Raw genomic sequence first — 25,121 nt, 5'->3', positions numbered from 1 at the left:
AGCCTTTATTTTGCTTTTATGTTAGACCCTATATATTGTCATTTTCTATCGTGTTAGAAAGTCCATTCTTATGGATAGTATTTGTTTTAATGCAAAAAAGCTGCGGCTAATAAGCAGCTTGCTTATTGCCACAGATTTCAAAAGATTAATAGAGTCCGTCTTTTTCTTCTTTCATGCTAATGAAAATGTTTTTTGTTTGGGTATATGCGTCGAGTACGCTTTTATACGTTTCACGACCAATACCTGATTTTTTATAACCGCCAAATGGAGCGCCAGCGGAGAAGTTCGTATATTGGTTCACCCACATGCGACCTGTCTCTACTTTACGAGCTACCCGCAAGGCAGTATTTAAATCTCTTGTCCATACGCCACCACCAAGACCGTATTCGGAGTCATTGGCTAAACGGATTACTTCTTCTTCGGTTTTAAATTTAATCACCGTAGCTACAGGTCCGAAGATTTCCTCTTGAGAGATACGCATATTGTTATCTGCATCAGCAAGAATAGTTGGTGCCATGAAAACGCCATTTTCCATACCATTCTCTTTTATTTGGTAACCACCTGTAATGAGTTTAGCACCTTCTTGCTGGCCAATTTCTACATATTGTAAAATTTTATCTAGCTGTTTTTGGTTGATTTGTGCCCCCATTTGCACGCCATCTTCCCACGGTAGTCCAACTTTAATATTTTCAAACGCTTCTTTTAGTTCGCTGACAAATTTATCATAAATGCCTTCTTGAACGAAAATACGTGATCCAGCGCTACATACTTGTCCTTGGTTAAATAAAATGCCTGATTGTGCACCTTCAATCGCTCGTTCCCATGGCGCATCATTAAAGAAAATATTGGCCGACTTTCCACCTAGTTCTAATGTCGATGGCACTAAACGGTCAGCGGCTGCTTTGGCTACGGTATAACCGACTTCTGTTGATCCTGTAAAGGCTAATTTGCTAATCCCCTCGTGGTGAAGCATATAATCACCCGAATCAGCACCTCTACCGGTAATCACATTGACGACGCCTGCTGGTAACACTTGGTCTAGTAACTTAGCCAATTCTAATAAACTAAGGGACGTAGAGGAAGATGGATGAATAATAACCGTATTCCCTGCTGCAATGGCTGGAGCGATTTTCCACGCCGCCATTAGTAATGGGAAGTTCCATGGAATAATTTGCCCAACTACTCCAATTGGTTCTTTTAGCGTTAACGTTAATGTATCATTATCTAGCTCTTTGGCAGTTCCTTCTTCAGAACGAATAACGCCAGCGAAATAGCGGAAATGGTCAGCGCATAAAGGAACATCAGCACCGCGTGATTCTCTAATTGGTTTACCATTATCTAACGTTTCCACCATGGCTAGATGATCTGTGTTTTTGTCTATCAAATCAGCAATTTGTAGAAGTAATTTGCTTCTTTCTTCAATGCCAACGGTTTTCCAAGATTGAAATGCTTTTGTCGCTGCTTCTACTGCTGCATCGACATCGGCGTGTGTTGCATCAATAATTTCAGAGAGTTTTTCGCCTGTACTAGGACTATAGCTTGCTAGTTTTCTTCCCTCGGTGCCTTCTGTCCACTTGCCATCAATATATAATTTATACGATGGCTCAATAAGTTGTTTTGTGTTCACTTTGCTGTTCATGACTTTTTACTCCCCTTCTCTTGTAAAATATTTACTTATATTAGCTATTGTACTTGGGATTGAAACGGTTTACAAAGAAACAGCTTACGAGAAAGAATGAAATAGATATAATATGGGGTAATACCCTCTTTATGAGGAATAGAGTTTTAAATTCGTATAAAATATAGGGCGCAGTGGTAAGAGAACAATTGCCAAGAAAAGAATGAAAAAAAGGGGCAATTTGGTATGTCCTTCTCATATTTGATTATCCAAAGGCGCAACTTGTTCAAAAATGGAGTGACACAAAGATAAGTTTGACGGACAAACATGAAGGAAAATACTTAAAAACAAGCAAATTCATTCTAGTAGGGATCTTAGTTTTATTAAAACATTTTTTATACATAGTAATATGGCAAAAAAATAAGAAGGGGTGTTATTTATGGCGTCGGTTTATAATCAGGGGCATTAACTGGTACAGAAGCCGATTTTCAGAACGTGGATACTTTAATCTAGACGGGTATACTGCTATTAATAATCAACTATCAGAACCATCTATTTTGGATGCAATAAGTGGTATACCAGGAACTGCAAATTCGTTACTTTTTGGAGCTGCGGGATGGACAGTCTCAAGTGCTGTAGCTTCAATTGCAGGAATTATCACAAGTAGTTCTAATTCGGAGCTAGAGGGGCAGGCTCAGATTATTTTGGACGGTACTAATGCTACTAATAATATTGTTGAGCAATTTGTTAATAACGATAGCTTCTCACAACTTGAAGTAAGGGTGACCTTTCTTGTGTATGAAATGTCAGATAGTTCAAGGGTGAGATTTGTTGTTTATAACAACTATACACCAATTCGAGCGTTAACACCCTCAGGTTCGATTGAATTGTGTTAAAATTCCAATAAAAAATATTGTATATGGTTATACAGTACCTTTTTATGTAAAGGAGCATTTAAAATGAAAAAAATCATTGTAGTGCTAATGGTGATTATAATAGCGGTAGCCTCTTATTTTACTTTTATAAGACCTACAACTTTTACGTTTGGAGAGATTCTTTCTGACACGATGGAAGATATTAATAACTTAGAAGGTGGAGAAGTAATACGATACATTGACATAAGACGAATACATACACCGAATAATGGAAATTCACAAGAATATGAATACATACAAATTGATGATGAAGAAAAAATAGATAAGCTCATAAAGGACGTTACTGATATGAAATTAAATAGGAAAGATGAAAACCCCGATGTTGGTTATTTCATTTCCATTAAAACAAATCACTCTAATTATGATTTGATACTTGGCTTAGAGGATATTCTATGGATTGATGGTACATCGTATGAAATAATAGGGGAAAACAAACTTTTAGAAATAGTTAGCTCACTTAATTATGAATAGTTATAAAGCCATAATTTAAGTGTATTTAAAGTAAGATAAGTAAAAAGTCACTTTATTTAAGAGTGGCTTTTTACTTATGTTTATTAACTTAAACCGCTACTTCCCCTTAGGATATGTTATCATCTATTCGTCCCTCACTGTAATTCCTTTATCTTCGCTCATTCGTTCCATTCGCTACATTGCTAAACGGGCGCTTGCATCTTTGTTCCACTATAAGAAAGCATAAAAGTTTTATGAATTATAGTATGGGAAAAAACAAAATCTGACAGCCAAGTTGTTCTAAGGAATGTTTTCTGTTGGAAAATGTTGTATATTTAAAAAGGCAGTAGCACCTAATTGTCATGGAAGAAAGAGAGGATTCTATTTGATGGTATATGAAGGAATGGACCCGTTTTTATTACAAAACTAGTCATCATACCTTTTATTGTTATATCCCTGGGGCTATTAGTGGTATGGATAACTAAAAAAATTATGCTAGGAGTTATTGCTACATTATTAGCAAACATTTTATTGGAGTTGATACTATATGGAGCTAATTTATCTAGCTGGAATATTACTTTTCCTATAGTCACACTAATTATTTCCTTACTTCTAATCATGAAACGTAGGGAATGAACTAGAAAAGACGCAATGGATGTATGGTAACTTATAACTGTATGTGTCCAAAATTATATATAAGTAGGTGTTGCAATGGAACAAAAAATAATTGCTGATGTTTATAGACTTGGATTACTCATTCACTTTTTTACTGTGGAGGAGGTTATTCATTGGGTGGATCATTACATTGAAAAAAATGATGTTAAGGATATCCCTTTTGCCTTTTTTGACCTATCGTTAACCAAAGATAGAGGGAGAGCGATTGAGTTATTAAGTCAAATTTCACATGGATATAAGGGGGCTCTATCTATTCAAATATTATTAGGTCTCGTTTATCATAATTGGAATGATGCGAATGCGAAATCTATCATAAATGAGGTAAACCAATTAGCTTCCCTGATGAACTCTGATTTGCTTTTATCTGGAACCTTAATGGCACTTGTTGACCAATACGAGGAAGCGTTAAAAGGGTATGGAAATCCTAGGATTCCGGAACATGTAAGAAAAAAATATGAACGTGAAGCCATTGAGGAAATTAAAGATGTGCTTGCTCATTATGAGACAGATGCCATGCTTTGGGGAAATGCGGAAGATTTCATGAGATAAGCTAGAAATTATCGTGGTTAGCAGGTCAGTTCCTTTTTGACGAGCCCTATTTTAGTTTTCTAGAGCTGGATATGAATGATCTCTTTTGCCTGTTTGATTGTTGCTATTTTGAAGCCAAAAAACAACCATCCAAATCCTAGTAAGATGATTGCATAGAGGGGTGCCACGCAAATCATGTGTGAGATGCACCAATTAGTTTTATTTATGAGTATTACGTGTTTCATATTGCTTTCTACAAACAATTCCATATATCTTATATTTTTAGTATAATGCAACTAAAAGGGGTTACATTTAAATTATAGCCAATGGGAGGGGATGTTCATTAAGGCGCTTTATGTGAGCGACCTCCATAGCTATATTGACAAAACGATATCACGCCTAGAACAAATACATACACAAGTGAAAAACATCCAGAAGAGTATAGAAGCTATGATAGCTTTGGAGGATGAATTTAAAGGGAAACTGGCTAATTCTATTCGTGCCTTTTATCAAGAGGTGCACATGCCGTTTTTGTTGTTTCTAGAGGGATTTATTACGAATTACACCGATACTTTACAAGAAATGAAAAAGTCTATTCAGTACATGGAGCCAGATAAAGACGGTGTTATTCGAGAAGATTTTATTTCTCAAGATGTACGACGGGGATTAGAACGAATGGAACAAATTACGATGGATTTAACAGATGAAGCGAATGCTATTATCCAATCGGTAAGTGATATTGTGGACTTACGCAAGATAGATGATAGCGAGTTCTTGGATATTGTACAACATGGAAAGAAAAAGATCCATAAGACTCTGGAAAAGTTGTATGAATTGGATCGTCATAATACAGCTAAGCTGGAGCCGATTGAACAAGATATTCACATGATGAAAAACTACATTAGCCAAATCCGCGAGTTAGGAAATAATGGCCAAATACATATTGGCAGTTACCAAGCACGGCAATTAGCAGATCAAAGGTTTCATAAAGAGCTAATAAGCGGCATTAGGAGTAAGGCTGTTCGAAATGCCGTTGGGCTAGAGACGGTGCTTGGTGAGGTTGGAAAGTATCTATTATCTCAGCATTTGCCACCAGCAAACTTGTTCGTGCATTATCTACAGAAAAAATTTGGGCTACAAACAATGGAATATAGCTATCGGGCAATGCAGGCAGCTGTGGCAGCATCAGGGGATCGCTTAACTGCAAGAGAGTTTTCTACTATTGAGCACCAAGTGGTTTCCACAATAAACGTCTCCGACTATAAAAAAGAATGGCATGGGGAGTACTATACACTAATCAACGACAGAAAAGTCAGAAAATTTAAAGAATCAGATGGTTCCGTGACGTACGAATTGGTATCATCAATTCCTGATGATCGTAGGCAAAATCTATTTCAAAAATCTGCTCAAGCGTTTCGAGAGATAGGTTCGGATGTATTAAAAGCAGCAGAGGATAGAAATGAAGCTAAATTCGACACTTTTTATGATTTCGGAAATTATATTACTTTTGGTGCATTAAATAAGGGACAGGACTTTTCAAAAGGTCTGCAGGTCAGGGAAGAAAGCATGTTGCATACACCAAAAGACTTTGTTAACTGGCTTACTATTGGTGGAGTTGACATGATGCATGGGACAATAAGTCCTGAAGAAACTTATTCCAAAGAACATTGGTTATCTAGTTTTGGGCTATTTTCTACTGTTGTTGGTGCAAAGACGTTCCTTTATAATCCAAAATCTGGTAGTAAATTGGTGAACCGAAATGATGTTGGAGAAGTAATTTCTAGAGATAATACGTATACAAGGTCCTCTCTAAAAATTCCTACGATGTTGAATATAAAGGAATGGATGAGAACACAAATACCTAAAGTCAATGTAGTTAAGGATACAACAGACGGTTATCATTATACAGTGAGTAAGGGAAGTAATGCCTTAAAAAAGGAGAGCAGTAATCAAAAAACAAATAAAAATTTCAATAAGGTTAATCAACATGAGGTTAAAGGCGCGCTTAAAGATTATCAACAGAACAGTAAATATACAGTGAAGAAGGAAAAACAAGTTGTAAGTTTCACAAAAGAACAATTAGCTTCAAAACCACCTTATTCCCGTGATCCGATTAAATGGCAAAAGAAAGGTGGGGGAATCGAAATTAACGAACATGGCATATGGACATATATTGATTGGGAAGTGCCTCCAAATAAAGTTTCCTACCCTAATGGCTTTCCCGATTTTAAATCAGCTGGATTAGTAATACAAGAAGTTCAACTAAGAAAATTTAAAAGTTATTCTGCAGACTTTGAAGTAGCAGATAAACTGGCGCCAAACGGACCTAAATCTTCAAAAAATACTTGGCATCACCACGAAGATTTAAAAACGATGCAAGAAGTAAATAAAATATTGCATAGAAGGTTTACGCATCGCGGTGGTATGGCGTTATCAAAAGAATAGGAGTGTTACTATGAACATCAACCCTTTTAAAGGAGCAACAGAAGAATTAATCAGCAATTTTGAAATAAGGATAGGCTTTTCTTTACCTACTGACTATAAACAGTTTTTATTACGATATAATGGTGGTACATCTAAAAAAAGATATAGTACTTTCTTTGTTAAAGAGCTGAATCAAATTATACAATTAGATGTTTTATATGGAATAGGAGTTGATGATGAAACATTCGATTTAGAAACTTGGTATGATGAATTTGCTGATGATTTATTATTTAATAGTTTAGTGATAGGTGATGATCCTGGGTCGGGATTAATTGTATTAATTGCAGATAACGAACACGATGGCATCTACTATTGGGATCATTCATTTTACTTTGATAAATCAAATGAAAATGCAAATACGTATAAAATAGCCAATAGTTTTGAAGAATTTTTAAATCAATTAGATATTCCTAGATGATTGTTCGTTGGATAGAGAATCTCCTAAGCAAATATATAGCTAGTATAACCTACTCTAACGGGTAGACTTTTCTGTAGCAACGTTCGCTCGAAGTCTAAATAAGTACTTAATATTTAGTTGCAAGCGACTTGACGTATGTAGATGTGGCTGGAAAATGTAATTACGTCTGCCTATTTGTCGACCTTTTTAATTGAGAAATCATTGTATATAGCGCAGGAGCAAACAAAAACCATTAATTGGTTATGAAAGCTTTAGCTAGTATTCCAGCAAATCTACAAGAGGTTGCTATTTCTAACACGGATTGTGGCAAAGAATTTGATAATCAAGTCGTTGATGAAGCATTAACTGTATTTCAAATCGAACGTTCTCTTAGCTCAAAAGGATTCCCTTATGATAACGCTGTAGCTGAATCAACGATTAAATCATTTAAAACAGAGTTTGTGAATGGGAGAGTCTTTGCATTTATAGCAATTACAACTGGAGTTGGCTGATTATGTACAACCAACAGAAAGCATTTAAAAAAATATAATATAGGTACTTATAGTGAAATTAGAGGACTACCAGGTTTAGAAGCGCATCACGTTGGACAAAAAGTGGTTATGAAAAAATTTATAAATAGCTATGATTGGAAAAGAGCTCCTGCTATATTAGTACCAAAAGTAGATCATACAATTAGGGGGCCAAAAGGGATAGTATCAAGAAACTCAAAAAGTATAGATAATGGAAGGCAAAGCTCTCCGTTCAATGGAGAGCTAACGATTTAAACAGCTTTTTAATTAACTTACATACATCAACTAAACCTCAGCAACACGCATCCATCCATAGCCTTGAAACACTTTTGTTGCTGCTTCCTTTGCTTTTTAACGGTATATGTTACCCATTTTTCTTTTGCACAACAGATGTAATATTATTGACATGAACGAGCTCAAAATCTTGATCCATAACTAAATAGTTAGTAAAAAATCCCTTATCAATTCCAGTGAGTCTATACAAAAAATCAATCTCTACCATCCAGTCTTTTTCCAGCATTTTATGAATATCGATAATCCCTTTTTTGGCAATTAAATCAATAATGGACTTTATTTTTTGTGGTTTTTGTATTGGTAGCAAATCATCTAATGGTTCCCGTTTTAAATACCCTTTACGATGTAGGGATGCGTAAAAGTTACGATGTTTCTTCGCATCCATTATACCTAAATGTGCGGCTCTATAACCTAGAACCTGCAACGATACTTTCCATTTCTTTTTTAAATCAAGGTATGCATCCGGATTGGTAATAAAAGAGATGGTGTTTAGGTCTTCTAGAAAATCTTCTTTTGGTAATAGAAAAGCACCTGCAAATAAATTCGCTTCATCTTCCATGTTCTTATGTTCCTTACCATCCAGATGAGTAAATTCCACCTTATAATGGAGTAATAAATGGCCAAGTTCATGAGCAAGATCAAAATTTCTGCGTACAGCGGAATGCTTCCTATTCCCTAATACAATGAAAGGGCGTTGCTTTTCTGTCCATAAACTATAAGCGTCAATTTCCTCGCCAATCGACTTTTCAAATATAAAGGCACCACTTTTTTCAATGAAAAACATAACATCATCGTTTGTATCATTACGCAATCCTAATCGCTTTCGTGCGAGTTTAGCTACGTTACTTATTTGCTGGGTACGCTCATCTAATGTGCTATTTAAGTAATGAATGACTTCATCTCTTAACTGAATAATTTTTTGTGTTGGTATACTTAAATGGGCCGTTATATAATTAATAAAACTATCCAGATATTCCATATGCTTTGCTTCTGCTTCTGTTTTTGAAATGACATTTCTCAATTTTGAACGATAGGCAATATTCATAACAGGTATATTTCCCGTTGAAAAGTAACGTTTTAGAACATCTTGATGATAAAAATATTTACTTTTCACATGAAAAATGGATTTTAATTGATTGACAATTTGCAACTTCGGTGATGTATAGTTATTTTCATATTGCCAGACTGCCTGTTCGGTTATATGTAACATGTCAGAGAGCTGTTTGCGTGAATATCCATGCATGATACGAAGGTTTGTTAAATTTTCACCAATAAACATAGCGCTCCCCCTTTACTTGATTTTCATAAGATAATGGGAGCCATAAAATTTAAAACCATTCTTCATATGGCCCCCTTTTTAAATTGTATAGTGATAGAAAATGCTAATTCTTTTTGTCCTCTTCTTTAAAGATGCCAATGTCAAAAACTGCAGGGTCCATGATATCACTATCTTGATCTGGTGCAATAATTTCTCTTTCTTCATTTGTTAACTCGGCACCAGAAATATATTCTGATAAATTTTCTATTTCATATGCTATATTATTCGCTGGGTTAGGTAAATAATGCATAATCTCTGAAATTTGATATGCTTCGTCAATGTTGTACGTGAGAATATGGAATTCATTAAAAGAAGCGTGAAAGTTTTCTATATCCTCTTTTATATGTTGTTCCGAAATGAAAAGGGAAAGTTGCACGCTTTCTTCATTGAAAAATTCATTCTCTGTATGGATGTCAGACGGAAATTGTAGATTTTGGTTTATTTTAGAAAGTTCGTAGAGGTAGGTTCTTCTGCTGTCTATGCTCTTTCTATTCGGTGAAACAGCTTGAGAAAAACAATTTGGATTAAAGTAAGCAGCGTTTTTAATTAGGAAAAGCTGCTTTTTTTCACCGTTAATAAATTGCAAATAATCCCAAGTGAGTCCAGCTTTTGCTCGTTTATACTTGAACTTGAGATCAGAACTAATTTCTGCCAATTTGCTCTCTATAAAATTGCCTTTCGTCCATGCGAATGCAGAGCTAATCACCATTTTATCATGACGATCTTTACGGTGTTCAATATAATCTCGGTAGCCTTCAACAATGGCAGTAACAATTTCTTTGCCATCACTGGGGTTAAACTTATATTGCTCCATACCTACCACTCCTTCTATCATTCTAGGAACAATTCTACCTTAATTAGTAAAGAAATGATATGATTTATATTCATATTTTTAAAGTTTTGGTGATAATTTGATGTAGTTTTATAGTGTTGCGTAGGAATATTTGAATGTTTGTTATTGTTAGTGTAGCTAGGATACTTCTCTCTGGTTTTCTTACATTTAAAAACTGTATGCGCAGAAACGCTAATTTTTCCAGAACACTTTCTATATTACTTGATGAAAGCGTGTTGGTTTTAAAACCAAAGAAAAACAGCTCTAATAGAAGAGCTGTTGCCTTACATCATCCCTTTTTCTAATTCTATTCACCTTTTCACTTTATAATGCAATTCAACAAATTGATTAAATCGCTTCGTATTTTTCAAGAAAAGATCTAATTGGTAATCGCCTTTTTTAAATAATGGAATTCCATCACCTAAAATAGTTGGGGCAACGGTCAGGATAAGTTCGTCTAGCAGTTTTTCTTGTAGAAAAGTATGCAATAATTCGCCTCCGCCCACGATCCAAACGTCTTTTCCTTCTTGATGTTTTAAATGCTGAATAAAATCAGACACATCGTCAGATATAAACTTCACGTTCTCCGTCTCCGTAACAGAAGACCTCGTAAATACATAGCTTTGTTTATTCTTATAGGGAAATTCTTGCATGTCCTGTTCCATAATCCAATCATAGGTTCTTTTCCCCATTAAAACGGTATCAACGGTTTCATAAAACGCCGCAAAACCGTTATCTCCTTCACCGTCTACTTGAAATAACCACTCTAAAGAATCGTCTTTCGTGGCAATGTATCCATCTAAGCTTGCGGCGATAAATAATACGACATTTCGATGCTGCTTCACAATCATTCTCCTTTCCGTAGCTATAGATTAAGTATATACTTTAAATATGACATCTTTTGTCATATTTATAAATTGTTTTTTAACCAAAGGGGCTGGTGTTATGCGAGCAGATCGATTAATGACGATTATGATTTTGTTGCAAAATAGAGGGAAAATGACGGCGAGGGATTTAGCTAGTGAATTAGAAGTTTCCGTTAGAACGATTCTAAGAGATATGGACGCATTAAGTACTGCGGGGATTCCTGTTGTATCGGAAAAGGGGAAGGAGGGGGGCTGGCGTCTGTTAGATAACTTTCGCAGTACCTTAAGTGGCTTACATATAGATGACATGAAATCCCTATTTCTCTTCCCTTCAGGAAAATTACTTGAGGATTTAGGGTTAAATAGCCAAGCGTTAGATACGAGGGAAAAATTATTTGCAGCTATACCAAATACGTATCGGAATGAAGCGCAAACCATGTGGGAAAGAATTCACATCGATGCGAGCACTTGGCGACAATCCGAGGGAAAAGTGCGCGCTCTTAAAATTGTTCAACAAGCTGTTTGGGAGAGTAAAAAGTTACGCATGCATTATGAACAAGCTAATGCTGAACGAAAAGAAAGATTAGTTGATCCATTAGGGTTGGTGGCGAAAGGGAGTAACTGGTATCTAGTCGCATTAAGAAATGGAGAGTTACGTAATTATAGAGTTTCACGCATACACTACGCAAAGGTTGAAGAGAGAGTTTTTGACAGACCGCAGGATTTTAACTTAGCGGCATATTGGGAACAGTCAAAAGCGGATTTTATTCAAAATCTACCTAAGTATGATGTGCAAGTAGAAGTAGACCCAGAAATAATGCAGCGGCTTCGGTTTACAGGTAAGTTTGTTCAAGTTATAGAAACTGAGCATCAACGTGATAGTCAATGGCTATTAGCGACTGTACGTTTTCATGATGAGCAAGAGGCGATTGAATTTTTATTAGGGTTTGGAAATAAAGTGAAGGTGCTTTCGCCAAATGACCTTCCAGATAAAATCGTAGCGCTTGCTAAGTCTGTTATGGACTACTATCAAAGTGCCAAATAAGTCTGCTCTTTGAATTGTTCAAAGATGAGGGCACCTAATACTGTGTTAGATGATTTTTGACTATTTTTCGTGTTAAAATGAGGCAAATATAAAAATAAGGGCGTGTATGATGACGAAACATAAGATTTATACGATGCGTTTCGCCAGTGTTTATCCACATTATGTAACGAAGGCAGAGAGAAAAGGACGTAGTAAAGCAGAAGTTGATGAAATCATTCGGTGGTTAACAGGATATAGCCAAGAGGAGGTAGAGGAGCAACTAGAAAAACAGACTGATTTTGAGACCTTTTTTGCGCAAGCTCCGCAATTAAATCCTTCACGGATTTTCATTAAAGGAGTTATTTGTGGCGTTCGAGTGGAGGACATTGAAGAACCGACGATCCAGGAAATTCGCTATTTGGATAAACTGATTGATGAATTAGCCAAGGGAAAAGCGATGGAGAAAATATTGCGTAAATAATGAGGAGCAATGCAAATTTAAGCAAATTCTAATCCCTAAACATAAGTACTTAATTAAAACAATTACTCCATTCATTAAAGCGATTTCTTAGTAACAAATCTATTTATTTGAAAGGAAGATTATCATGAATGTAAAAACAGATCAACTAATGAAGACTGTGAACACAAATGATACGCGAATGAGAGTAAAGCCTGTACCGGGAAAAGGCGAGTCAGGTCATATCGACCCACGTACGCTTGAAGAGCTAAGTATGGCTGCAGAGGAATCATCTTCAGAAGAAAAGACGAGTGAACCTACAGTCGAGATGATGCGTGCTGGAATCGGATGGTCCAACGCCAAAGATATTACTACAAATGAATTAATGGTGGAAGACACGGAATTTGCGGGTATCCCTGTTCGAACATATGTAAAAAAAGCTATAGCAAATGACGTATTACCAGCCATCATATTCTATCATGGGGGAGGTTTTTTTGGTGGTTCTTTAGATCATGTTGATTTACCATGTAGACGGTTGGCAGATTTGGCGGAGGTACGTGTTTTCTCCGTAGAATATGGCTTAGCACCAGAACACCCTTACCCAGAAGCGGTTATAAACGCACATCAATCAGTCGTTTATATTCATCATCACCACAAGGAATTAAAAGTAAATGCAAATCATATCAATGTCATGGGCGATTCAGCTGGGGGTAATTTAACGTATGTCGTTTCCTTATTAGACCGGTTATACGGGACGAATTATATTAACCATGCCGTCTCCATTTACCCCGTTGTATACCAAGGGGAGAATGAAGCGTTATTAAATCGTTTTTATGACTTATCTGCAATTCATGCACATGAACATGAAGACTTGGTGCATGAGCATATAAAAGGATTTATGCATTTCTTTTATTTTATTGATAAATGGTATATTCAAGGTACGGATGCCGAAAGCTGGATGATTTCGCCGTATAATGTGAAGGAAGATTTATTAAAAAACATGCCACGAACTTTATATATTGCTGGGGAATATGACGCACTACGCCTTCAAGGAGACGCGTTTTATGAAAAAGCGAAACAAGCAGGCGCAGATGTGTACTGCTTACGCTATAACGGAATGATTCACGGATTTATGGATAAGGTCGGTGACTATGTCCAAGCAGACGATTGTCTAAAAGAGTCCGTGAAGTTTATCTTAGAAGCGGAATAAATGGATAGGAGAATGATTCAGCTAGCGTTTACAGTATGAGCGAAAGGAATTCAGTTTGTTGCTGGATTCCTTCGTTTTACTATAGAAAAGTTTTAGGCGGCTTTAAAGTATAAGTGAAATAAACTTGCGCCATTGTGACTTCGGCGTTAAGCAGGTTTTCCTGATGATTCACATTATAATGAGAAAACATCTGTAAAAACGGAGGTGAAGGGCGATGTATACGATTGGGCAAGTAGCAAAGTTTTTGGGCGTTACGAGAGATACGTTGAAATTTTATGAACAAAAAGGGTTGGTAAATCCGAAACACGACAGCGAAAATGGGTATAGAAAATATAACCAAATGGATATTTATGATATTGCAACAGTCAATTTTTATCGAGAAATAGATGTTGACATTAAAAGCATCTAGGAAATTCGAAACAGCAAAAGTGTCCCTTAATAAATCGCCATGGCTTGCATTAGAGATCAGCATCAACGCTGAAAAGTATGGTATAAGCTTTTTTACACAAACAGCATTGACCCTGACTCGTCAAAAGGGCCGATGCAATGTTGTGCGTTTATTTCGTCAAATACGGTCATACCCTTTCCTCAAATTAATCTAACTGCTATTTCACTGCCTTCCAAACTGTCCATCTATCTTTTTCAACGATGCTGTTATCTGTTGTTATTAATGTATCAATATATTTCGTTAAATACTTCAATTCTTTATTGCTTAACTCATGTAAAATGCTTCTTCCTGTTCTATCGCTTAAGTCTTTAAGCAATTGCTTTTTATTTTCATGCATTTTTCTTATTTCCCAGAACTTCACTTGCTCGATATCCTTAAAACCTGTTGCCTTTAACATACTAATTACAACTTGGCTGTTGTGTCTACGATTAATTTCCTTTTTGGTTAGTTTTGGAAAGCAGTCAAAGAAATATCCTTAATATGGTTATCATTACCTTCAAGCAAACAATCTTCAGGGGTGCGATCTTGAATAATATAAAAACCGTTATCTTTCAGAACCCTGTAAGCTTCTTTAAAACAACTTTGCAAGTCTTTAATATGATGTATGAGTGCTCTTTCAAGAACGAAGTCAAAGCTGTTATTATCTAAACCTGTTTCTAAAGCATTGCCATACTGAAATGAAATATTATTGTATTCCTTACAATTTTTTCTAGCCCCTTCAAGCATGGCCTTGGAAAAATCTATACCAGTGACAGAGCTTATACCAATGTCCGCCATTGCCATAGAATAAATTCCTCCACCGCATCCAATATCTGCAGCATTTGAAATCTCTCTGCTGGATATAAGTTTGTTTATTGTTCTAATCCATGAATTGTCAGCTCTCCGTGTTGTATAAGTAATACGATTTCTTTGGTTATGAAAGTTAATCCCCATTAAGCAGTCATCCTCTCGAAACCTTCCCAGCTTTCTGTCTAAAATAATTATATCTAGAATTAAATAGAATTAAAAATGCTATTTTTTAATACAAAGTAATAACTCATATTTATCGAACCTTATTTCTTTACTCATTTAAATATCCTTTTGTTGAAAGAATAGGATACGACGTTTTTCAATTCTTATATCTTCACTCTTTCTCAAGCCAATTTCACTAGTTCTTTTTCGTTGCTTTTTCTCCTGTTAATTTCTTTCTCTTTCTTTTAATGATTGTATAAGAGCATCTTTATTCCCTTCATCTAGCATGATCTAGAGCTTTCCAAGAAGCATAAATGCTTTTCATACTATACATATTCTAATGCATTCCTAGTACTAACAAAGATATATATTCTATATTTATAAAATATTATATTCTATAAATATAGAATATGTGTTATACTATCCCAAATAATAGAGGGAGGTAGAGAAGTGGATATTTTACAACTGACTAGTCGAAAAAGGGAGACATACCATGTTCAATTAACGTATTCTCTTCTTTGGGAAAGCGCTTTAGGTATTGCCGCAATTACAAACAGTAAACTATTACAGACATTAGAAAGACCAGAAAAATATTGGGATGAAATAAAAAACTCTATAACGGATGAACTATTGGCCCACCTCAATTTCGTTGAGCAAAATAACACATGGAAGTCGTTGTTACAAATACTTCATCAACGGAAGTTTGCCGATTTATCCGAATTCACCACGTATGTTAATGCAATTGATGAAACGGAACTACGGTTCATATGCCTGCCGTTTATCGGAATTGATTATCAAATCTACAGAGAGAAAGCAGCTCAAGGAGAAAAGAGCTCCGTAGAAAAGCTAGTTCAAGCAACGGCTGATAACCCCTTCTTTCCGACTTATATCGAATTCATGACAAAGTGCGACATTAGCTTTTTAAAGGAGCATCTTATTCACGTAATGCGTGGCTGGTATAAAGAGGTTTTAAAACGAGACGCGACAGAGATAAGCACCATTTTAAAAAATGATTATGAAGCTAAAAAGCAGATGAGAGAAAAATTAGCACCAGAAGAACTTGTTCAGTGGGCGACTGGTGGAGTGACATACACGCCTGAACCAAGTGTGCATCAAGTTTTATTAATTCCACAATATATTTATCGTCCATGGAATATTGAAGCAGATATAGAAGGAACGAAAGTTTTTTATTATCCGGTTTCCAATGAAAGTATTACTCCTTATGACAAATATACGCCAAATAATTTCTTAGTGCTGAAGCATAAAGCGTTAGGTGATGAGGTGCGACTTCGAATTGTTAAGCTGTTATCAGAAGAAAATCGTACATTACAGGACTTAACAGACCAATTAAATATTGGTAAATCTACCATTCACCACCATCTAAAAATTCTTAGAGCAGCAAAATTAGTAGAGATATTGCATGCAAAATATGGTTTAAAAAAAGACGCCATACAGCTGCTATGTAAGGAGTTAGAAGTATATTTAGAGAAATAAGGGGAGGAGTGACATGCAGTCATCTGTTTTAAGGAATCGGTCTTTTGTTTCTGTATGGCTTGGAAATGGTATATCTGAATTAGGGGGAGCTTTTGGCACCTTTTGTAATTCGGTTTTAATCTACCAATTAACGGGTTCGACATTAGCATTAAGTAGTATGTGGGTAGTATACTTTATTCCTTCGCTGCTTCTTCAATTATTTATTGGTCCTTTTATTGATCGTTGGAGTCGCAAATGGGTGATGATCTTTTCGCAATGGATTAGAGGGATGATTTTTTTAGTTCCACTCTTAGCGTTACTTACAGAGACGCTTTTGCCTTGGCATGTATACATGGTGCAGGTGGTGGTTGGTTTAATCACTCCATTATATGTTCCTGCAAATCAAGCAATTTTACCTACCATTGTGACGAAAGAGCAGTTAGAGAAAGCGAATGCCTACATAGATGGAACAGTTAGACTTATGACTTTCATGGCACCAATAGTAGGGGGACTCGTCATTGAGTATATTGGAGTAACACGAACGCTTTCTTTCGTAACAGTTTTATTGATTGGAAGCGGCTTCACCTTGTTGTTTATCCAAGAAGCTAGAAAGAATCAAGGAATGAGAAAGACTTGGGTAAAAGAGTTTTTAGAAGGGATCGCTTATTTCTTTACAAATCCAATCATAGTATGGTTGGGCGTGTTTTTGGCAGTTGTACAGTTTGGAGTGGGTGTAACGATGGTTACCACACTTCCTTATATCACAGCGGAATTAAATGGAAGTTATGCAGAGTACGGATATTTTATGGCTGGGTTTCCCATTGGCTACATATTAGGTGCAATGTTTGTTGGCAAGATAACATCGAAAAACCGTCGCCTCGTCATGCTTGGTAGCTTATTTATTGGTGGACTGACATTTATCGCCTTGTTTTTTAATACGAGCATTGCCTTAGGTATAGCAACGGAAATAGTAGGAGGGATGGTTATGGCTATTTTTAGTATTCATAATACGACAATATGCCAAAAAGTGATACCACACGATGTAATGGGGAAGGTTTTTTCTGTAAGGTTATTCATTATTAGAGGGGTGATGCCTTTAGGTGTTATCGCTGGTGGCTTTCTGAGCGATGCGTGGGGAATTCGCCCTTTATATTTATGGATAGGTTCGATTATTTCCGTTGTTTCGTTATTAGGAATCCTGCTTCCGTATTTCAAGTTTATTAATCACTATCATGCTGAGGAAAGGGCTGCTTCATAATTTAGCATACATAACGCTTGAACCTTCACCTACTGGATATTATATCGTTTAAGTTAGCAAACAGCTTAGTTAGAAGCTAATGTATAGGAGGAGGTTTCGCGTAAATGCGTTTGTTTGAGATACTATTCATTATCGTTAATATTTTCATGTTTAGCTGGATTTTATTTGCCAAAAGAAAGCCGGTACGCAGATTGGTTATTGGATTTGGCGTTTCTGCCATTATTATGTTGTTGCACGGAATTATGGAAGGCTTGCGTTGGCAGATGCTCCCGACGTATGTAATAACAGTTATTCCGTTAGTATTAGTAGCTGTAAAACGCATGTCTAAAAGACAGGATGTTAAGTGGGAGACGAAAAAAACATCGCGGTTGCATTTTATAATGGTGACAGCGTTAGGGATTATTTATTCCGTCATTGCTGTGACGCTACCACTTGTATTGCCTGTATTTATCTTCGAGGAGCCAACAGGTCCGTATAAGATTGGTACCGTCACCTACGACTGGAAAGATAATCAACGAGAAGAGGTACTTACGTCCGATCCAAACGACAAGCGACGGTTGATGGTGCAAATCTGGTATCCAACAGATGCAGAAGTAAAAGGAGATGCAGTCCCCTATTTAGCTTACCCGGATGTATTGGCTGATGGCTACAGTAAACTTTTGCATATGCCAAAACTGTTATTTACTAATTTCGCTTATGTCAAAACACATGCCATGAAGCATGTAGCGCTTTCTGAACAAGAGAAGACGTATCCAGTGCTTATTTTCTCACATGGATTTAGTGGGCATAAGAATCAGAATACATTTCAAGTGGAGCATCTAGTTAGTCAAGGATATATTGTCGTTGCCATAGATCACACGTATAGTAGCACAGCTTCTGTTTTTTCAGATGGTTATGTTGCCAACTATGTACCACAAGATACAAATTCCATTGCCTACTTGGATAAAGCGAATGAGGGCTGGGTAGCAGATGCCAAGTTTGTGTTGGATCAAGTGGAGAAACTGGCAGAGAATGACCCAGACAACCGTTTTACAAATCGTATGGATATGAACAATATTGGAATGTTCGGTCACTCCTTTGGCGGGGCAACAAGCGCGCAAATGCTTATGACGGATGCTAGAATAAAGGCAGCAATTAATATGGATGGTGTCTTGTATGGCAAAGATCGTATTCCGAAAGAGGGGATGGACAAGCCATTTATGATGATGAGCGCGGATGACTCCATAAGGGAAGTGAAAAGTACGGATAGTGAAGAATATGCCAAATTTATGGAAGCCACTTTCCCTCGGTACCAACATGTAGCGACAGGGGGGAGCTACTGGATGAAAATTAAACATATGGATCATATGGGGTTTTCTGACTTATACCTATTGTCGCCAATGTTTGAAAAGATGACAGGAGTCGATGTTCGGAAGGCGCATCGTCTTATTAATGAATACACGCAGGATTTCTTCGATCATTATTTAAAGCAACTACCATCTAAACGACTAGAACAAAATATTGGTAAACAGTTAGATTTTATCCTATTACAAGAAAAATAAGTCCGAGTGAACAGCAGCCCAGTATATTTCTTTGGGCTGTTCCTTTTATTGTGCATATAAGAAACTGTAAGACTCGCGTATCAATGGTGCCGTACCGAACCTCTATGAAGTAATAAGTATCTCAAATCATAGTCATGTGGTGTTAATCATCTATGGGAGAAGCTCTCCTTTTCATGGATTCACTTTATCCGTCTGATAATTTTTTTAGTTTATGCTGTAAACTTTGAAAAAGCACGAAGTTACCCTTTGCAAGGAGGTTGAATTGCGGGCTAATGATGCAGCATAGCGTATTGCAACGTTCGAGTAGAGGCGTTCTTATTTTTTGAGCATATGCAGCAAAAGAACGGAGAAAGCCCTCTTTATCAATAGTTTGTTCTGTATTTGCATAAAGCATCATCATTTCCTCTACAATGGCTTGTACATATGGGCTGTCGGCAGACCTTTTCTGATCTAAAGCTTCATTCAACCGGTTATGAATATATTCCAGCTTTTTAATCCATGTGGTTGGATCGTAGCGGAGTTCATAGTCTGTATGAAAGAAGAAAAAGTCAATATTATTCAGTTCCTTCATAAATTGTGGGTCATTTATAAGTTCTTGTAGCTCATGCCAAGCAGCTGTTTGTTGAGCTGTTAGCTTGGCTTGATGAACAATATATTTATTAAAAAAATATAAAACCGAATTCATCCATATTGAAGGAATTTTGTTAAACATGTTACTATTCTTTATTTTTTTAGCGATGAAATGTTTTCTTTGTTCGACGTTTAATGCTGTTTCATGCACAAGGTCGTGCAGATGACGTAAATGCTCCTCTGGCTGTTGTTTTGCCTTCCGCAAAATGGTAATACTATTCGTTAGTGCGCTAACTTGTGTCGCAAGCGATTCAATCTGCCAGTCGATGGCTTTATCAACAAGCAACTCGCCGGAAAAGAGCTGACTTATTTCATCAATGCTAAAATCCAAGTAGCGCAAGGTTAAAGTTAGATGTAAACGCCATATATCTTCTGATGTATATAATCGATGTCCACCTTCTGTATGTGTAGATGGTTTTATGAAGCCAATTTCGTCATAGTAACGAATGGTTCTAACCTTCGTCCCAACCATTTTGGCTACTTCACCGATTGAGAAGGTGCTCGTCTTTGATTTAGGTTCAGAAACACATGACTTCTGTAAGCTTTTACTGTTATTAGAGTCCATCCATTCACCTCCAGCATTATATTTTACTAATTATCTTTGTTTAAATCATACCAAAATGAATATACAAAAAATAGCTGAAAAGGCACAACGGTATGCCCTCCAAATAATAGGCTATAAGGTGACTTTTTGTCTCTCTTAATTTAACAAATCAAAGGTTGGGGAGTGTATCCTTCTTTTTAGAGGTTCTTAGGTCATATCTTAGCTGCTAATCAGTTCTTAGCTGCTAATCAGTGGGATACAGGATGTTCTCGGTTATTGAAAGTTACCGACAGACGAATAATTATGGGCCAAGGTTATGTATAGTAACGGAGTAAAGGTCTTGTTTTCGGTTTTATCAACATACGATTAGCTTCTTGTTCCTTCTCATCCTGTAACCGTCCAATTTGTCCGCTTCGCTGTATTATTTGTCCCTGTTACGGAAATTGCGATGCTTAGCTTCGGATTTGCTCTTATACTTACAGTAACATGTGAGGGGAGCGAAGAAGATGAAAATATATATGCGTATTTTACTATTGTCATTAGGTGGATTATTTATGGTGCTGAGCAATGGGAAATTTTTAATGGCGCCAGCTGCTTGGATATTTCCGGTATTATTTTTGTTTGCCATTGAGAAGATGTCTTGGAAAAAAGCTTTGCCTGTCTTGTTGGTGGTAACGGCAGTAAGTAATCAGTTGAGCTTTCATAATATGCTACCGAGCTTGGACATCCCGATGTTTAGCTACATTCCAGCAATGGCGGGTTCACTTTATGCTTTCCCATTTGTACTACAACAACTTAGCTTTCGCAAAACGAACTCCTTTGTTGCGACATTGATCTTACCATGTACGTATGCGTTATTGGATTTTAGCAATGTATATTTTAACCCTTTTGGAACATTTGGTATTCTTGGTTACTCGCAGCACGGGTTTTTGCCAGTTATGCAAGTGGCCTCTGTAGTTGGTGTTACCGGAATCACCTTTTTGATTATATGGACAGCATCTATTGTGTATTGGCTTCGTTTAGATAATATGAAAGCAAAGAAGCGAAATGTGGCAATACTAACTACTACAGTGCTTTTACTCATCGTTACGTTAGGTGGTTTACGTGTCGTAACCAATGCAAATACGGAAACAGTGACCGTATCTGGTATTCATACGCTGGATCGGACGGATTCGGATGTGTTAGAGATTTTTAACCTACATGAACAAGAAAACAGTGATTTTTTACAGAAAACGGAAAAAAACCTGGAACAATTAATTGCCATGACAATTACGGAGGCAAAAGCGGGAGCGAAGATTATTCACCATTCGGAAGGGGTTGCTGTGCTGGATGAGACGCAAAAAGCAGATTACTTGGACAGTCTCCGAGAGGTTGCTAAGGAATGGGGCGTCTATATTGTTACGGTGCCTTATGTTTTTACAGAGGAAGGTTCGCCCAATGAAAATGTCTTATATATGATCGAACCGTCTGGGGAGATTGCGTTTGAACACTTTAAATATGGCGGCAATATTATTGAGAAGACGGTAGAAGGAGACAAGGAAATTAAATATGTCGATACAGATTACGGGCGTTTGTCAGGGATAATCTGTTGGGATAAAGATTTCCCATCTATCCTTAATCAAGCAGGTGAAAAGGACGTTGATATGTTGTTCATCCCATCTGCAGATTGGAAAGAGATTTCTCCGTACCATACGATTGTTGGTAATTTTAGAGGGGTTGAAAATGGTGCCAATGTGGTGACACAAACGGTAAATGGTATGTCCATGATTTCGGATTATAAGGGACAAACATTAGCGCAGATGGATCATTTCACCTCCGATCAATGGGTCATGCGAGGACAAGTGCCAATAGAAGGTAAGGAAACCATGTACGCAAAGTGGGGGAAATATTTTGCGGGTTATATTATAATAATCTTAATTATTTCCACGGTGTATATCCGTTTTATTGGTAGAAAAAAGATGGAATCATAAAAAGGAGCCCACATGAAATTAGGACTAGTATGCAACAATAATATACGTGACAACGTATTGGAAAAGTTCCAGTCTTTAGGTATTGAAGTATATCGTAAGGCAGACCTGTATGTCGTCGAAGAAGGGCTTCATACAGGTTTCCTGCCTTGTATCGTCTTTCACCCCGAGCAGCTAGATGAGTTATGGGAAATGCTCCAAGCGTTTGCAATAACGAGCGCCACTTCTAAGATTGTCGGTTTTAAAGATGGAGCGTACCATGTTATTAATCATGTAAGTATTCTTTATTTTGAAGCGTTGGATGCAGGGGTGCTTTGTCATACAGCCACCGATGTATATCGGTTAAAGGAAAAGCTATATCAATTAGAGGAACGGTTGCCGAGTGATCGATTTATTAAGGTAAGCCGATCATTCATTGTTCATATTGATGCCGTTACACGAATTATTCCGTGGTTTAACCGACGCTTATTACTTAAATTTGAGCGTTCAAAAAAAGAAGTGGAAGTATCGAAAAATTATGTCGGACATTTCAAAGCGTTTTTAGGAATGAGGTAGAATTAGTATGAAAAAATTTTATATCGAAGCCCTTGTTGTGTCCGTATTTATTGGGATCTTCATACGAGCATTCGCGCTGTTGTTTACTGGACAATCACTTGTAACTTATATAGAAGGTTATTTTTTTAGTGTGCTCATTGCCATCATTTCCTGCACGCTTTCATTTGCCGTTCATGTCAAAGTGCTAACAAGCAACCGCTATTCTTTTGTTACGAAATATTTGATTTCGTCGATGCTAATTATAGTGATTTACGTCATTGGAAACCTTTATTTTGGAGGATTGGCTGTTGTGTATGAATGGGAATTTTATGCTTATGCTGTCGCTATCGTGCTCGTCTCCTTACCTTTGATTTATTACTTTAACAAGCGGATGTTAAGATTTAATGACTTTTTACAACTGAAAAAATCACAGCATACGGAACGTGTACATGTGGAATAGGTATTCAAGAAACCGTTAGAGTAGTGGGAGGTAATCTGGCGGTTTTTTTGTAGTTATAGGAAATCTTACATAAAGAAAGGCATCTAGTAAATACGGTATACGTGGTTTGGCAGCTCCTCTTTTATGTTCCTTTACTTCATCCCACACTTCATGGGCAAACTTTTTCGAGTGACCTGCATGTTCTACGCATTCATAAACCCTTGTTTTCTTGATATCAATAAATCCTTCAAATATATTTTGTCGAACGAGTTCCCACCACATTTTTTCCCGTGCTTGTTGTTCTATTACGGTCTCTTTTGATTGTTCTTTTACAACATCTGTTGTGTTAGAAAACAGCATTTCTTCTGGCAAACGCTTTTTGATAAACGCTTGTAAATCATCTTCTGTAATTCGCCAGCCTTCTTTACGAGATTTTGGCGGTATTCCTTTGATGACCCCAGTACGGAGCCATCTGCGTACATTTTCTTTTGTTTTAGTAATGCGAAAGCTTGATCGACATCATAGATTTCCATCCTTTCACCAACATTTGTTGTTTTATTTTAAAAAATTACCATTTTTAAAAATTCTGTTGTTTTTAATAGTTGTTTAGTTTAAGGTGAAAATAATGTAAGAGGAGGTGAAAAATGAAAAAAGTAGCAAAAAAAATATTAATTAGTTTTATGGCTATTACATTAATTTTATTTTTAACTCCATTTCTATCACAAACTGCCCATGCTGCTAAAACAGGAGATACTAAAAAAGAAGTTTTTTATATTTCAGCTGCTAATTTAAAAAATGTTGGAGGTAGCATTTCAGCTGGAAGTACAATTGTGAAAGCTTTTAAGAAAAAATATAAAAAACATCCTTATGTTTTAGCATTTGGGGGTACTATGTTTTTAGCTGGATCATATGGTAGTTTAAAAGGGTATAAAGGGTATAAACTTACACTTACATACACCTATGGAAAAAGAAGAGTTTTTGATGGAGCTGTTTGGGTAAACTACAAAGGTTGGGGTGTACCTAAAATTAAAATAAGTAGATATAAATAAAAGAAAATCCGAGTAGTTTAAGTTACTCTGATTTTCTTTTATAAAAACCTTTCAGTGCATCAATTAAAAGTATAAAAATAATTATTAAGTTTATATAATCTACCCAGTTAGAAAGATTATAATCAAAAAATTGCATTAAAGAGGTAATAAGCAAAAACAAGGCTACAATAAATATAAAAACTCTAGACATTAAAAAACTCCTTTTTATTATTTTGAAATTTGGAGCACACCCTGGAATAATCACATTATTATTCCACTTCTATCTCATCATTAATTCATTATTCAATTACTTTCTTTCTTCTTCTGTTAATTCTCTTTGTTCCTTCAAGACACAATTTCTCTTTCCCCAGTTATACATCAATGCATATACATATTCAGTTTAATTAAGCTCCTTATATTTATCGAGCTCCCCATTTTTAATTTTTTTAACGTATCTTTAAATAAACTCGAATAAACAATAAGCCTTTTTCCGATTTATAAAAAACTTGAAATACATGCTTATCTACAAGATATTCACTGTCTTTTGCGGAGTACTTAGCAAGCTCAGAAATTTCTTTTTTGCTGTTTTCCCGCACCTTTCGAACATCTACTTGTGTAATTTCAGTATTATTGGTAGATTCCTGCCATAATTCAAGCCATCTATCACGAACTATAAACTGATTCGTCAAG

23 protein-coding genes and 2 pseudogenes are annotated in these 25,121 nt (G+C 36.4%); 17 read left to right on the top strand and 8 right to left on the bottom strand.

The genetic code is table 11. The features are described 5' to 3' along the window. Window positions 1–145: 145 nt before the first annotated feature. On the bottom strand, window positions 146–1,639 hold the full coding sequence (locus D9780_RS17740; protein WP_121641051.1) for an aldehyde dehydrogenase family protein: 1,494 nt from the start codon (window positions 1,637–1,639) through the stop codon (window positions 146–148). A 293-nt stretch (window positions 1,640–1,932) separates the two neighbouring features. On the opposite strand from D9780_RS17740, the gene D9780_RS17735 reads away from it, so the two are divergent. From D9780_RS17735 to D9780_RS21720, 6 genes are all read left to right on the top strand, one after another. Continuing rightward, window positions 1,933–2,514, top strand: coding sequence for a DUF2057 domain-containing protein (locus D9780_RS17735; RefSeq protein ID WP_121641050.1), 582 nt, complete (start codon window positions 1,933–1,935; stop codon window positions 2,512–2,514). Window positions 2,515–2,577: 63 nt separating this feature from the next. Continuing rightward, entirely contained in the window at window positions 2,578–3,024 is a 447-nt protein-coding gene (locus D9780_RS17730; RefSeq protein ID WP_121641049.1) for a hypothetical protein, read from the top strand. Between the two features lie 690 nt (window positions 3,025–3,714). Continuing rightward, on the top strand, window positions 3,715–4,227 hold the full coding sequence (locus tag D9780_RS17720) for a hypothetical protein (RefSeq protein WP_121641047.1): 513 nt from the start codon (window positions 3,715–3,717) through the stop codon (window positions 4,225–4,227). Window positions 4,228–4,542: 315 nt separating this feature from the next. Beyond that, on the top strand, window positions 4,543–6,651 hold the full coding sequence (locus D9780_RS17715) for a T7SS effector LXG polymorphic toxin (protein WP_121641046.1): 2,109 nt from the start codon (window positions 4,543–4,545) through the stop codon (window positions 6,649–6,651). Window positions 6,652–6,661: 10 nt separating this feature from the next. Further along, on the top strand, window positions 6,662–7,108 hold the full coding sequence (locus D9780_RS17710) for an SMI1/KNR4 family protein (RefSeq protein ID WP_073013168.1): 447 nt from the start codon (window positions 6,662–6,664) through the stop codon (window positions 7,106–7,108). A gap of 242 nt (window positions 7,109–7,350) precedes the next feature. After that, entirely contained in the window at window positions 7,351–7,599 is a 249-nt protein-coding gene (locus D9780_RS21720) for a transposase (protein WP_121641045.1), read from the top strand. Window positions 7,600–7,981: 382 nt separating this feature from the next. Here D9780_RS21720 and D9780_RS17695 read toward each other — a convergent pair whose 3' ends face one another. The 3 genes from D9780_RS17695 to D9780_RS17685 all read right to left on the bottom strand — a co-directional run bounded on the left by D9780_RS17695 (window position 7,982) and on the right by D9780_RS17685 (window position 10,906). Further along, window positions 7,982–9,190, bottom strand: coding sequence for a spr1629 family repressor/antitoxin (locus D9780_RS17695; protein WP_121641044.1), 1,209 nt, complete (start codon window positions 9,188–9,190; stop codon window positions 7,982–7,984). Between the two features lie 103 nt (window positions 9,191–9,293). Next, on the bottom strand, window positions 9,294–10,043 hold the full coding sequence (locus D9780_RS17690) for a spr1630 family ClpXP-sensitive toxin (protein ID WP_121641043.1): 750 nt from the start codon (window positions 10,041–10,043) through the stop codon (window positions 9,294–9,296). Between the two features lie 329 nt (window positions 10,044–10,372). Further along, window positions 10,373–10,906, bottom strand: a complete 534-nt coding sequence (locus D9780_RS17685; RefSeq protein ID WP_162985921.1) for a dihydrofolate reductase family protein — start codon at window positions 10,904–10,906, stop codon at window positions 10,373–10,375. Window positions 10,907–11,006: 100 nt separating this feature from the next. On the opposite strand from D9780_RS17685, the gene D9780_RS17680 reads away from it, so the two are divergent. From D9780_RS17680 to D9780_RS17665, 4 genes and pseudogenes are all read left to right on the top strand, one after another. Continuing rightward, complete coding sequence (locus tag D9780_RS17680) at window positions 11,007–11,972, top strand: helix-turn-helix transcriptional regulator (protein WP_121641041.1); 966 nt, start codon at window positions 11,007–11,009, stop codon at window positions 11,970–11,972. A gap of 109 nt (window positions 11,973–12,081) precedes the next feature. Further along, window positions 12,082–12,432: a DUF2200 domain-containing protein gene (locus D9780_RS17675; protein ID WP_121641040.1), complete on the top strand. Its 351-nt coding sequence runs from the start codon at window positions 12,082–12,084 to the stop codon at window positions 12,430–12,432. A 124-nt stretch (window positions 12,433–12,556) separates the two neighbouring features. After that, the gene (locus D9780_RS17670) at window positions 12,557–13,618 is read left to right on the top strand and encodes an alpha/beta hydrolase fold domain-containing protein (protein ID WP_121641039.1); all 1,062 of its coding nucleotides are present in this window, start codon (window positions 12,557–12,559) and stop codon (window positions 13,616–13,618) included. Window positions 13,619–13,832: 214 nt separating this feature from the next. Next, a pseudogene (locus tag D9780_RS17665) lies at window positions 13,833–14,024 on the top strand (MerR family transcriptional regulator); the annotation flags it as partial. A gap of 199 nt (window positions 14,025–14,223) precedes the next feature. On the opposite strand, the pseudogene D9780_RS17660 reads toward D9780_RS17665, so the two are convergent. Beyond that, window positions 14,224–14,999, bottom strand: a pseudogene (locus tag D9780_RS17660) (class I SAM-dependent methyltransferase). Window positions 15,000–15,467: 468 nt separating this feature from the next. Between D9780_RS17660 and D9780_RS17655 the strand changes: the two are divergent. The 3 genes from D9780_RS17655 to D9780_RS17645 all read left to right on the top strand — a co-directional run bounded on the left by D9780_RS17655 (window position 15,468) and on the right by D9780_RS17645 (window position 19,289). Beyond that, window positions 15,468–16,511 carry an ArsR/SmtB family transcription factor gene (locus D9780_RS17655; RefSeq protein WP_121641038.1) on the top strand — a complete coding sequence of 348 codons (1,044 nt, stop codon included), beginning with the start codon at window positions 15,468–15,470 and terminating at the stop codon, window positions 16,509–16,511. A gap of 13 nt (window positions 16,512–16,524) precedes the next feature. Further along, window positions 16,525–17,748, top strand: a complete 1,224-nt coding sequence (locus D9780_RS17650; protein ID WP_121641037.1) for an MFS transporter — start codon at window positions 16,525–16,527, stop codon at window positions 17,746–17,748. Window positions 17,749–17,852: 104 nt separating this feature from the next. Beyond that, window positions 17,853–19,289, top strand: a complete 1,437-nt coding sequence (locus tag D9780_RS17645; RefSeq protein WP_121641036.1) for an alpha/beta hydrolase family protein — start codon at window positions 17,853–17,855, stop codon at window positions 19,287–19,289. Window positions 19,290–19,473: 184 nt separating this feature from the next. Here the strand turns inward: D9780_RS17645 and D9780_RS17640 are convergent, their stop codons facing one another. Continuing rightward, window positions 19,474–20,484, bottom strand: a complete 1,011-nt coding sequence (locus D9780_RS17640) for a MerR family transcriptional regulator (protein WP_121641035.1) — start codon at window positions 20,482–20,484, stop codon at window positions 19,474–19,476. Between the two features lie 485 nt (window positions 20,485–20,969). Between D9780_RS17640 and D9780_RS17635 the strand changes: the two genes are divergently transcribed. The 3 genes from D9780_RS17635 to D9780_RS17625 are packed head-to-tail and all read left to right on the top strand — an operon-like array spanning window position 20,970 to window position 23,424. Further along, window positions 20,970–22,433 carry a nitrilase-related carbon-nitrogen hydrolase gene (locus D9780_RS17635; RefSeq protein WP_121641034.1) on the top strand — a complete coding sequence of 488 codons (1,464 nt, stop codon included), beginning with the start codon at window positions 20,970–20,972 and terminating at the stop codon, window positions 22,431–22,433. Window positions 22,434–22,445: 12 nt separating this feature from the next. Next, on the top strand, window positions 22,446–22,985 hold the full coding sequence (locus D9780_RS17630; protein ID WP_121641033.1) for a LytTR family DNA-binding domain-containing protein: 540 nt from the start codon (window positions 22,446–22,448) through the stop codon (window positions 22,983–22,985). A 7-nt stretch (window positions 22,986–22,992) separates the two neighbouring features. Then, the gene (locus D9780_RS17625) at window positions 22,993–23,424 is read left to right on the top strand and encodes a hypothetical protein (protein WP_121641032.1); all 432 of its coding nucleotides are present in this window, start codon (window positions 22,993–22,995) and stop codon (window positions 23,422–23,424) included. 15 nt (window positions 23,425–23,439) lie between these two features. Here the strand turns inward: D9780_RS17625 and D9780_RS17620 are convergent, their stop codons facing one another. After that, window positions 23,440–23,763, bottom strand: a complete 324-nt coding sequence (locus D9780_RS17620) for a hypothetical protein (RefSeq protein ID WP_162985920.1) — start codon at window positions 23,761–23,763, stop codon at window positions 23,440–23,442. A gap of 284 nt (window positions 23,764–24,047) precedes the next feature. Between D9780_RS17620 and D9780_RS17615 the strand changes: the two genes are divergently transcribed. Next, window positions 24,048–24,452: a hypothetical protein gene (locus tag D9780_RS17615; RefSeq protein WP_121641030.1), complete on the top strand. Its 405-nt coding sequence runs from the start codon at window positions 24,048–24,050 to the stop codon at window positions 24,450–24,452. 425 nt (window positions 24,453–24,877) lie between these two features. Here the strand turns inward: D9780_RS17615 and D9780_RS21715 are convergent, their stop codons facing one another. Continuing rightward, window positions 24,878–25,120: a protein rep gene (locus D9780_RS21715; protein ID WP_121641029.1), complete on the bottom strand. Its 243-nt coding sequence runs from the start codon at window positions 25,118–25,120 to the stop codon at window positions 24,878–24,880. Window position 25,121 lies beyond the last annotated feature (1 nt).

The organism is Virgibacillus sp. Bac330 (assembly GCF_003667845.1).
Lineage (GTDB): Bacteria > Bacillota > Bacilli > Bacillales > Amphibacillaceae > Virgibacillus > Virgibacillus chiguensis.
This window is presented reverse-complemented; position numbering and strand designations above follow the sequence as displayed.

Bases quoted from the DNA above. Each gene is read 5' to 3' on its own strand.
- D9780_RS17740 (WP_121641051.1), bottom strand. From the start codon at position 1,639: ATGAACAGCAAAGTGAACACAAAACAACTTATTGAGCCATCGTATAAA.
- D9780_RS17730 (WP_121641049.1), top strand. From the start codon at position 2,578: ATGAAAAAAATCATTGTAGTGCTAATGGTGATTATAATAGCGGTAGCC.
- D9780_RS17720 (WP_121641047.1), top strand. From the start codon at position 3,715: ATGGAACAAAAAATAATTGCTGATGTTTATAGACTTGGATTACTCATT.
- D9780_RS17715 (WP_121641046.1), top strand. From the start codon at position 4,543: ATGTTCATTAAGGCGCTTTATGTGAGCGACCTCCATAGCTATATTGAC.
- D9780_RS17710 (WP_073013168.1), top strand. From the start codon at position 6,662: ATGAACATCAACCCTTTTAAAGGAGCAACAGAAGAATTAATCAGCAAT.
- D9780_RS21720 (WP_121641045.1), top strand. From the start codon at position 7,351: ATGAAAGCTTTAGCTAGTATTCCAGCAAATCTACAAGAGGTTGCTATT.
- D9780_RS17695 (WP_121641044.1), bottom strand. From the start codon at position 9,190: ATGTTTATTGGTGAAAATTTAACAAACCTTCGTATCATGCATGGATAT.
- D9780_RS17690 (WP_121641043.1), bottom strand. From the start codon at position 10,043: ATGGAGCAATATAAGTTTAACCCCAGTGATGGCAAAGAAATTGTTACT.
- D9780_RS17680 (WP_121641041.1), top strand. From the start codon at position 11,007: ATGCGAGCAGATCGATTAATGACGATTATGATTTTGTTGCAAAATAGA.
- D9780_RS17675 (WP_121641040.1), top strand. From the start codon at position 12,082: ATGACGAAACATAAGATTTATACGATGCGTTTCGCCAGTGTTTATCCA.
- D9780_RS17670 (WP_121641039.1), top strand. From the start codon at position 12,557: ATGAATGTAAAAACAGATCAACTAATGAAGACTGTGAACACAAATGAT.
- D9780_RS17650 (WP_121641037.1), top strand. From the start codon at position 16,525: ATGCAGTCATCTGTTTTAAGGAATCGGTCTTTTGTTTCTGTATGGCTT.
- D9780_RS17645 (WP_121641036.1), top strand. From the start codon at position 17,853: ATGCGTTTGTTTGAGATACTATTCATTATCGTTAATATTTTCATGTTT.
- D9780_RS17640 (WP_121641035.1), bottom strand. From the start codon at position 20,484: ATGGACTCTAATAACAGTAAAAGCTTACAGAAGTCATGTGTTTCTGAA.
- D9780_RS17635 (WP_121641034.1), top strand. From the start codon at position 20,970: ATGAAAATATATATGCGTATTTTACTATTGTCATTAGGTGGATTATTT.
- D9780_RS17630 (WP_121641033.1), top strand. From the start codon at position 22,446: ATGAAATTAGGACTAGTATGCAACAATAATATACGTGACAACGTATTG.
- D9780_RS17625 (WP_121641032.1), top strand. From the start codon at position 22,993: ATGAAAAAATTTTATATCGAAGCCCTTGTTGTGTCCGTATTTATTGGG.
- D9780_RS17620 (WP_162985920.1), bottom strand. From the start codon at position 23,763: ATGCTGTTTTCTAACACAACAGATGTTGTAAAAGAACAATCAAAAGAG.
- D9780_RS17615 (WP_121641030.1), top strand. From the start codon at position 24,048: ATGAAAAAAGTAGCAAAAAAAATATTAATTAGTTTTATGGCTATTACA.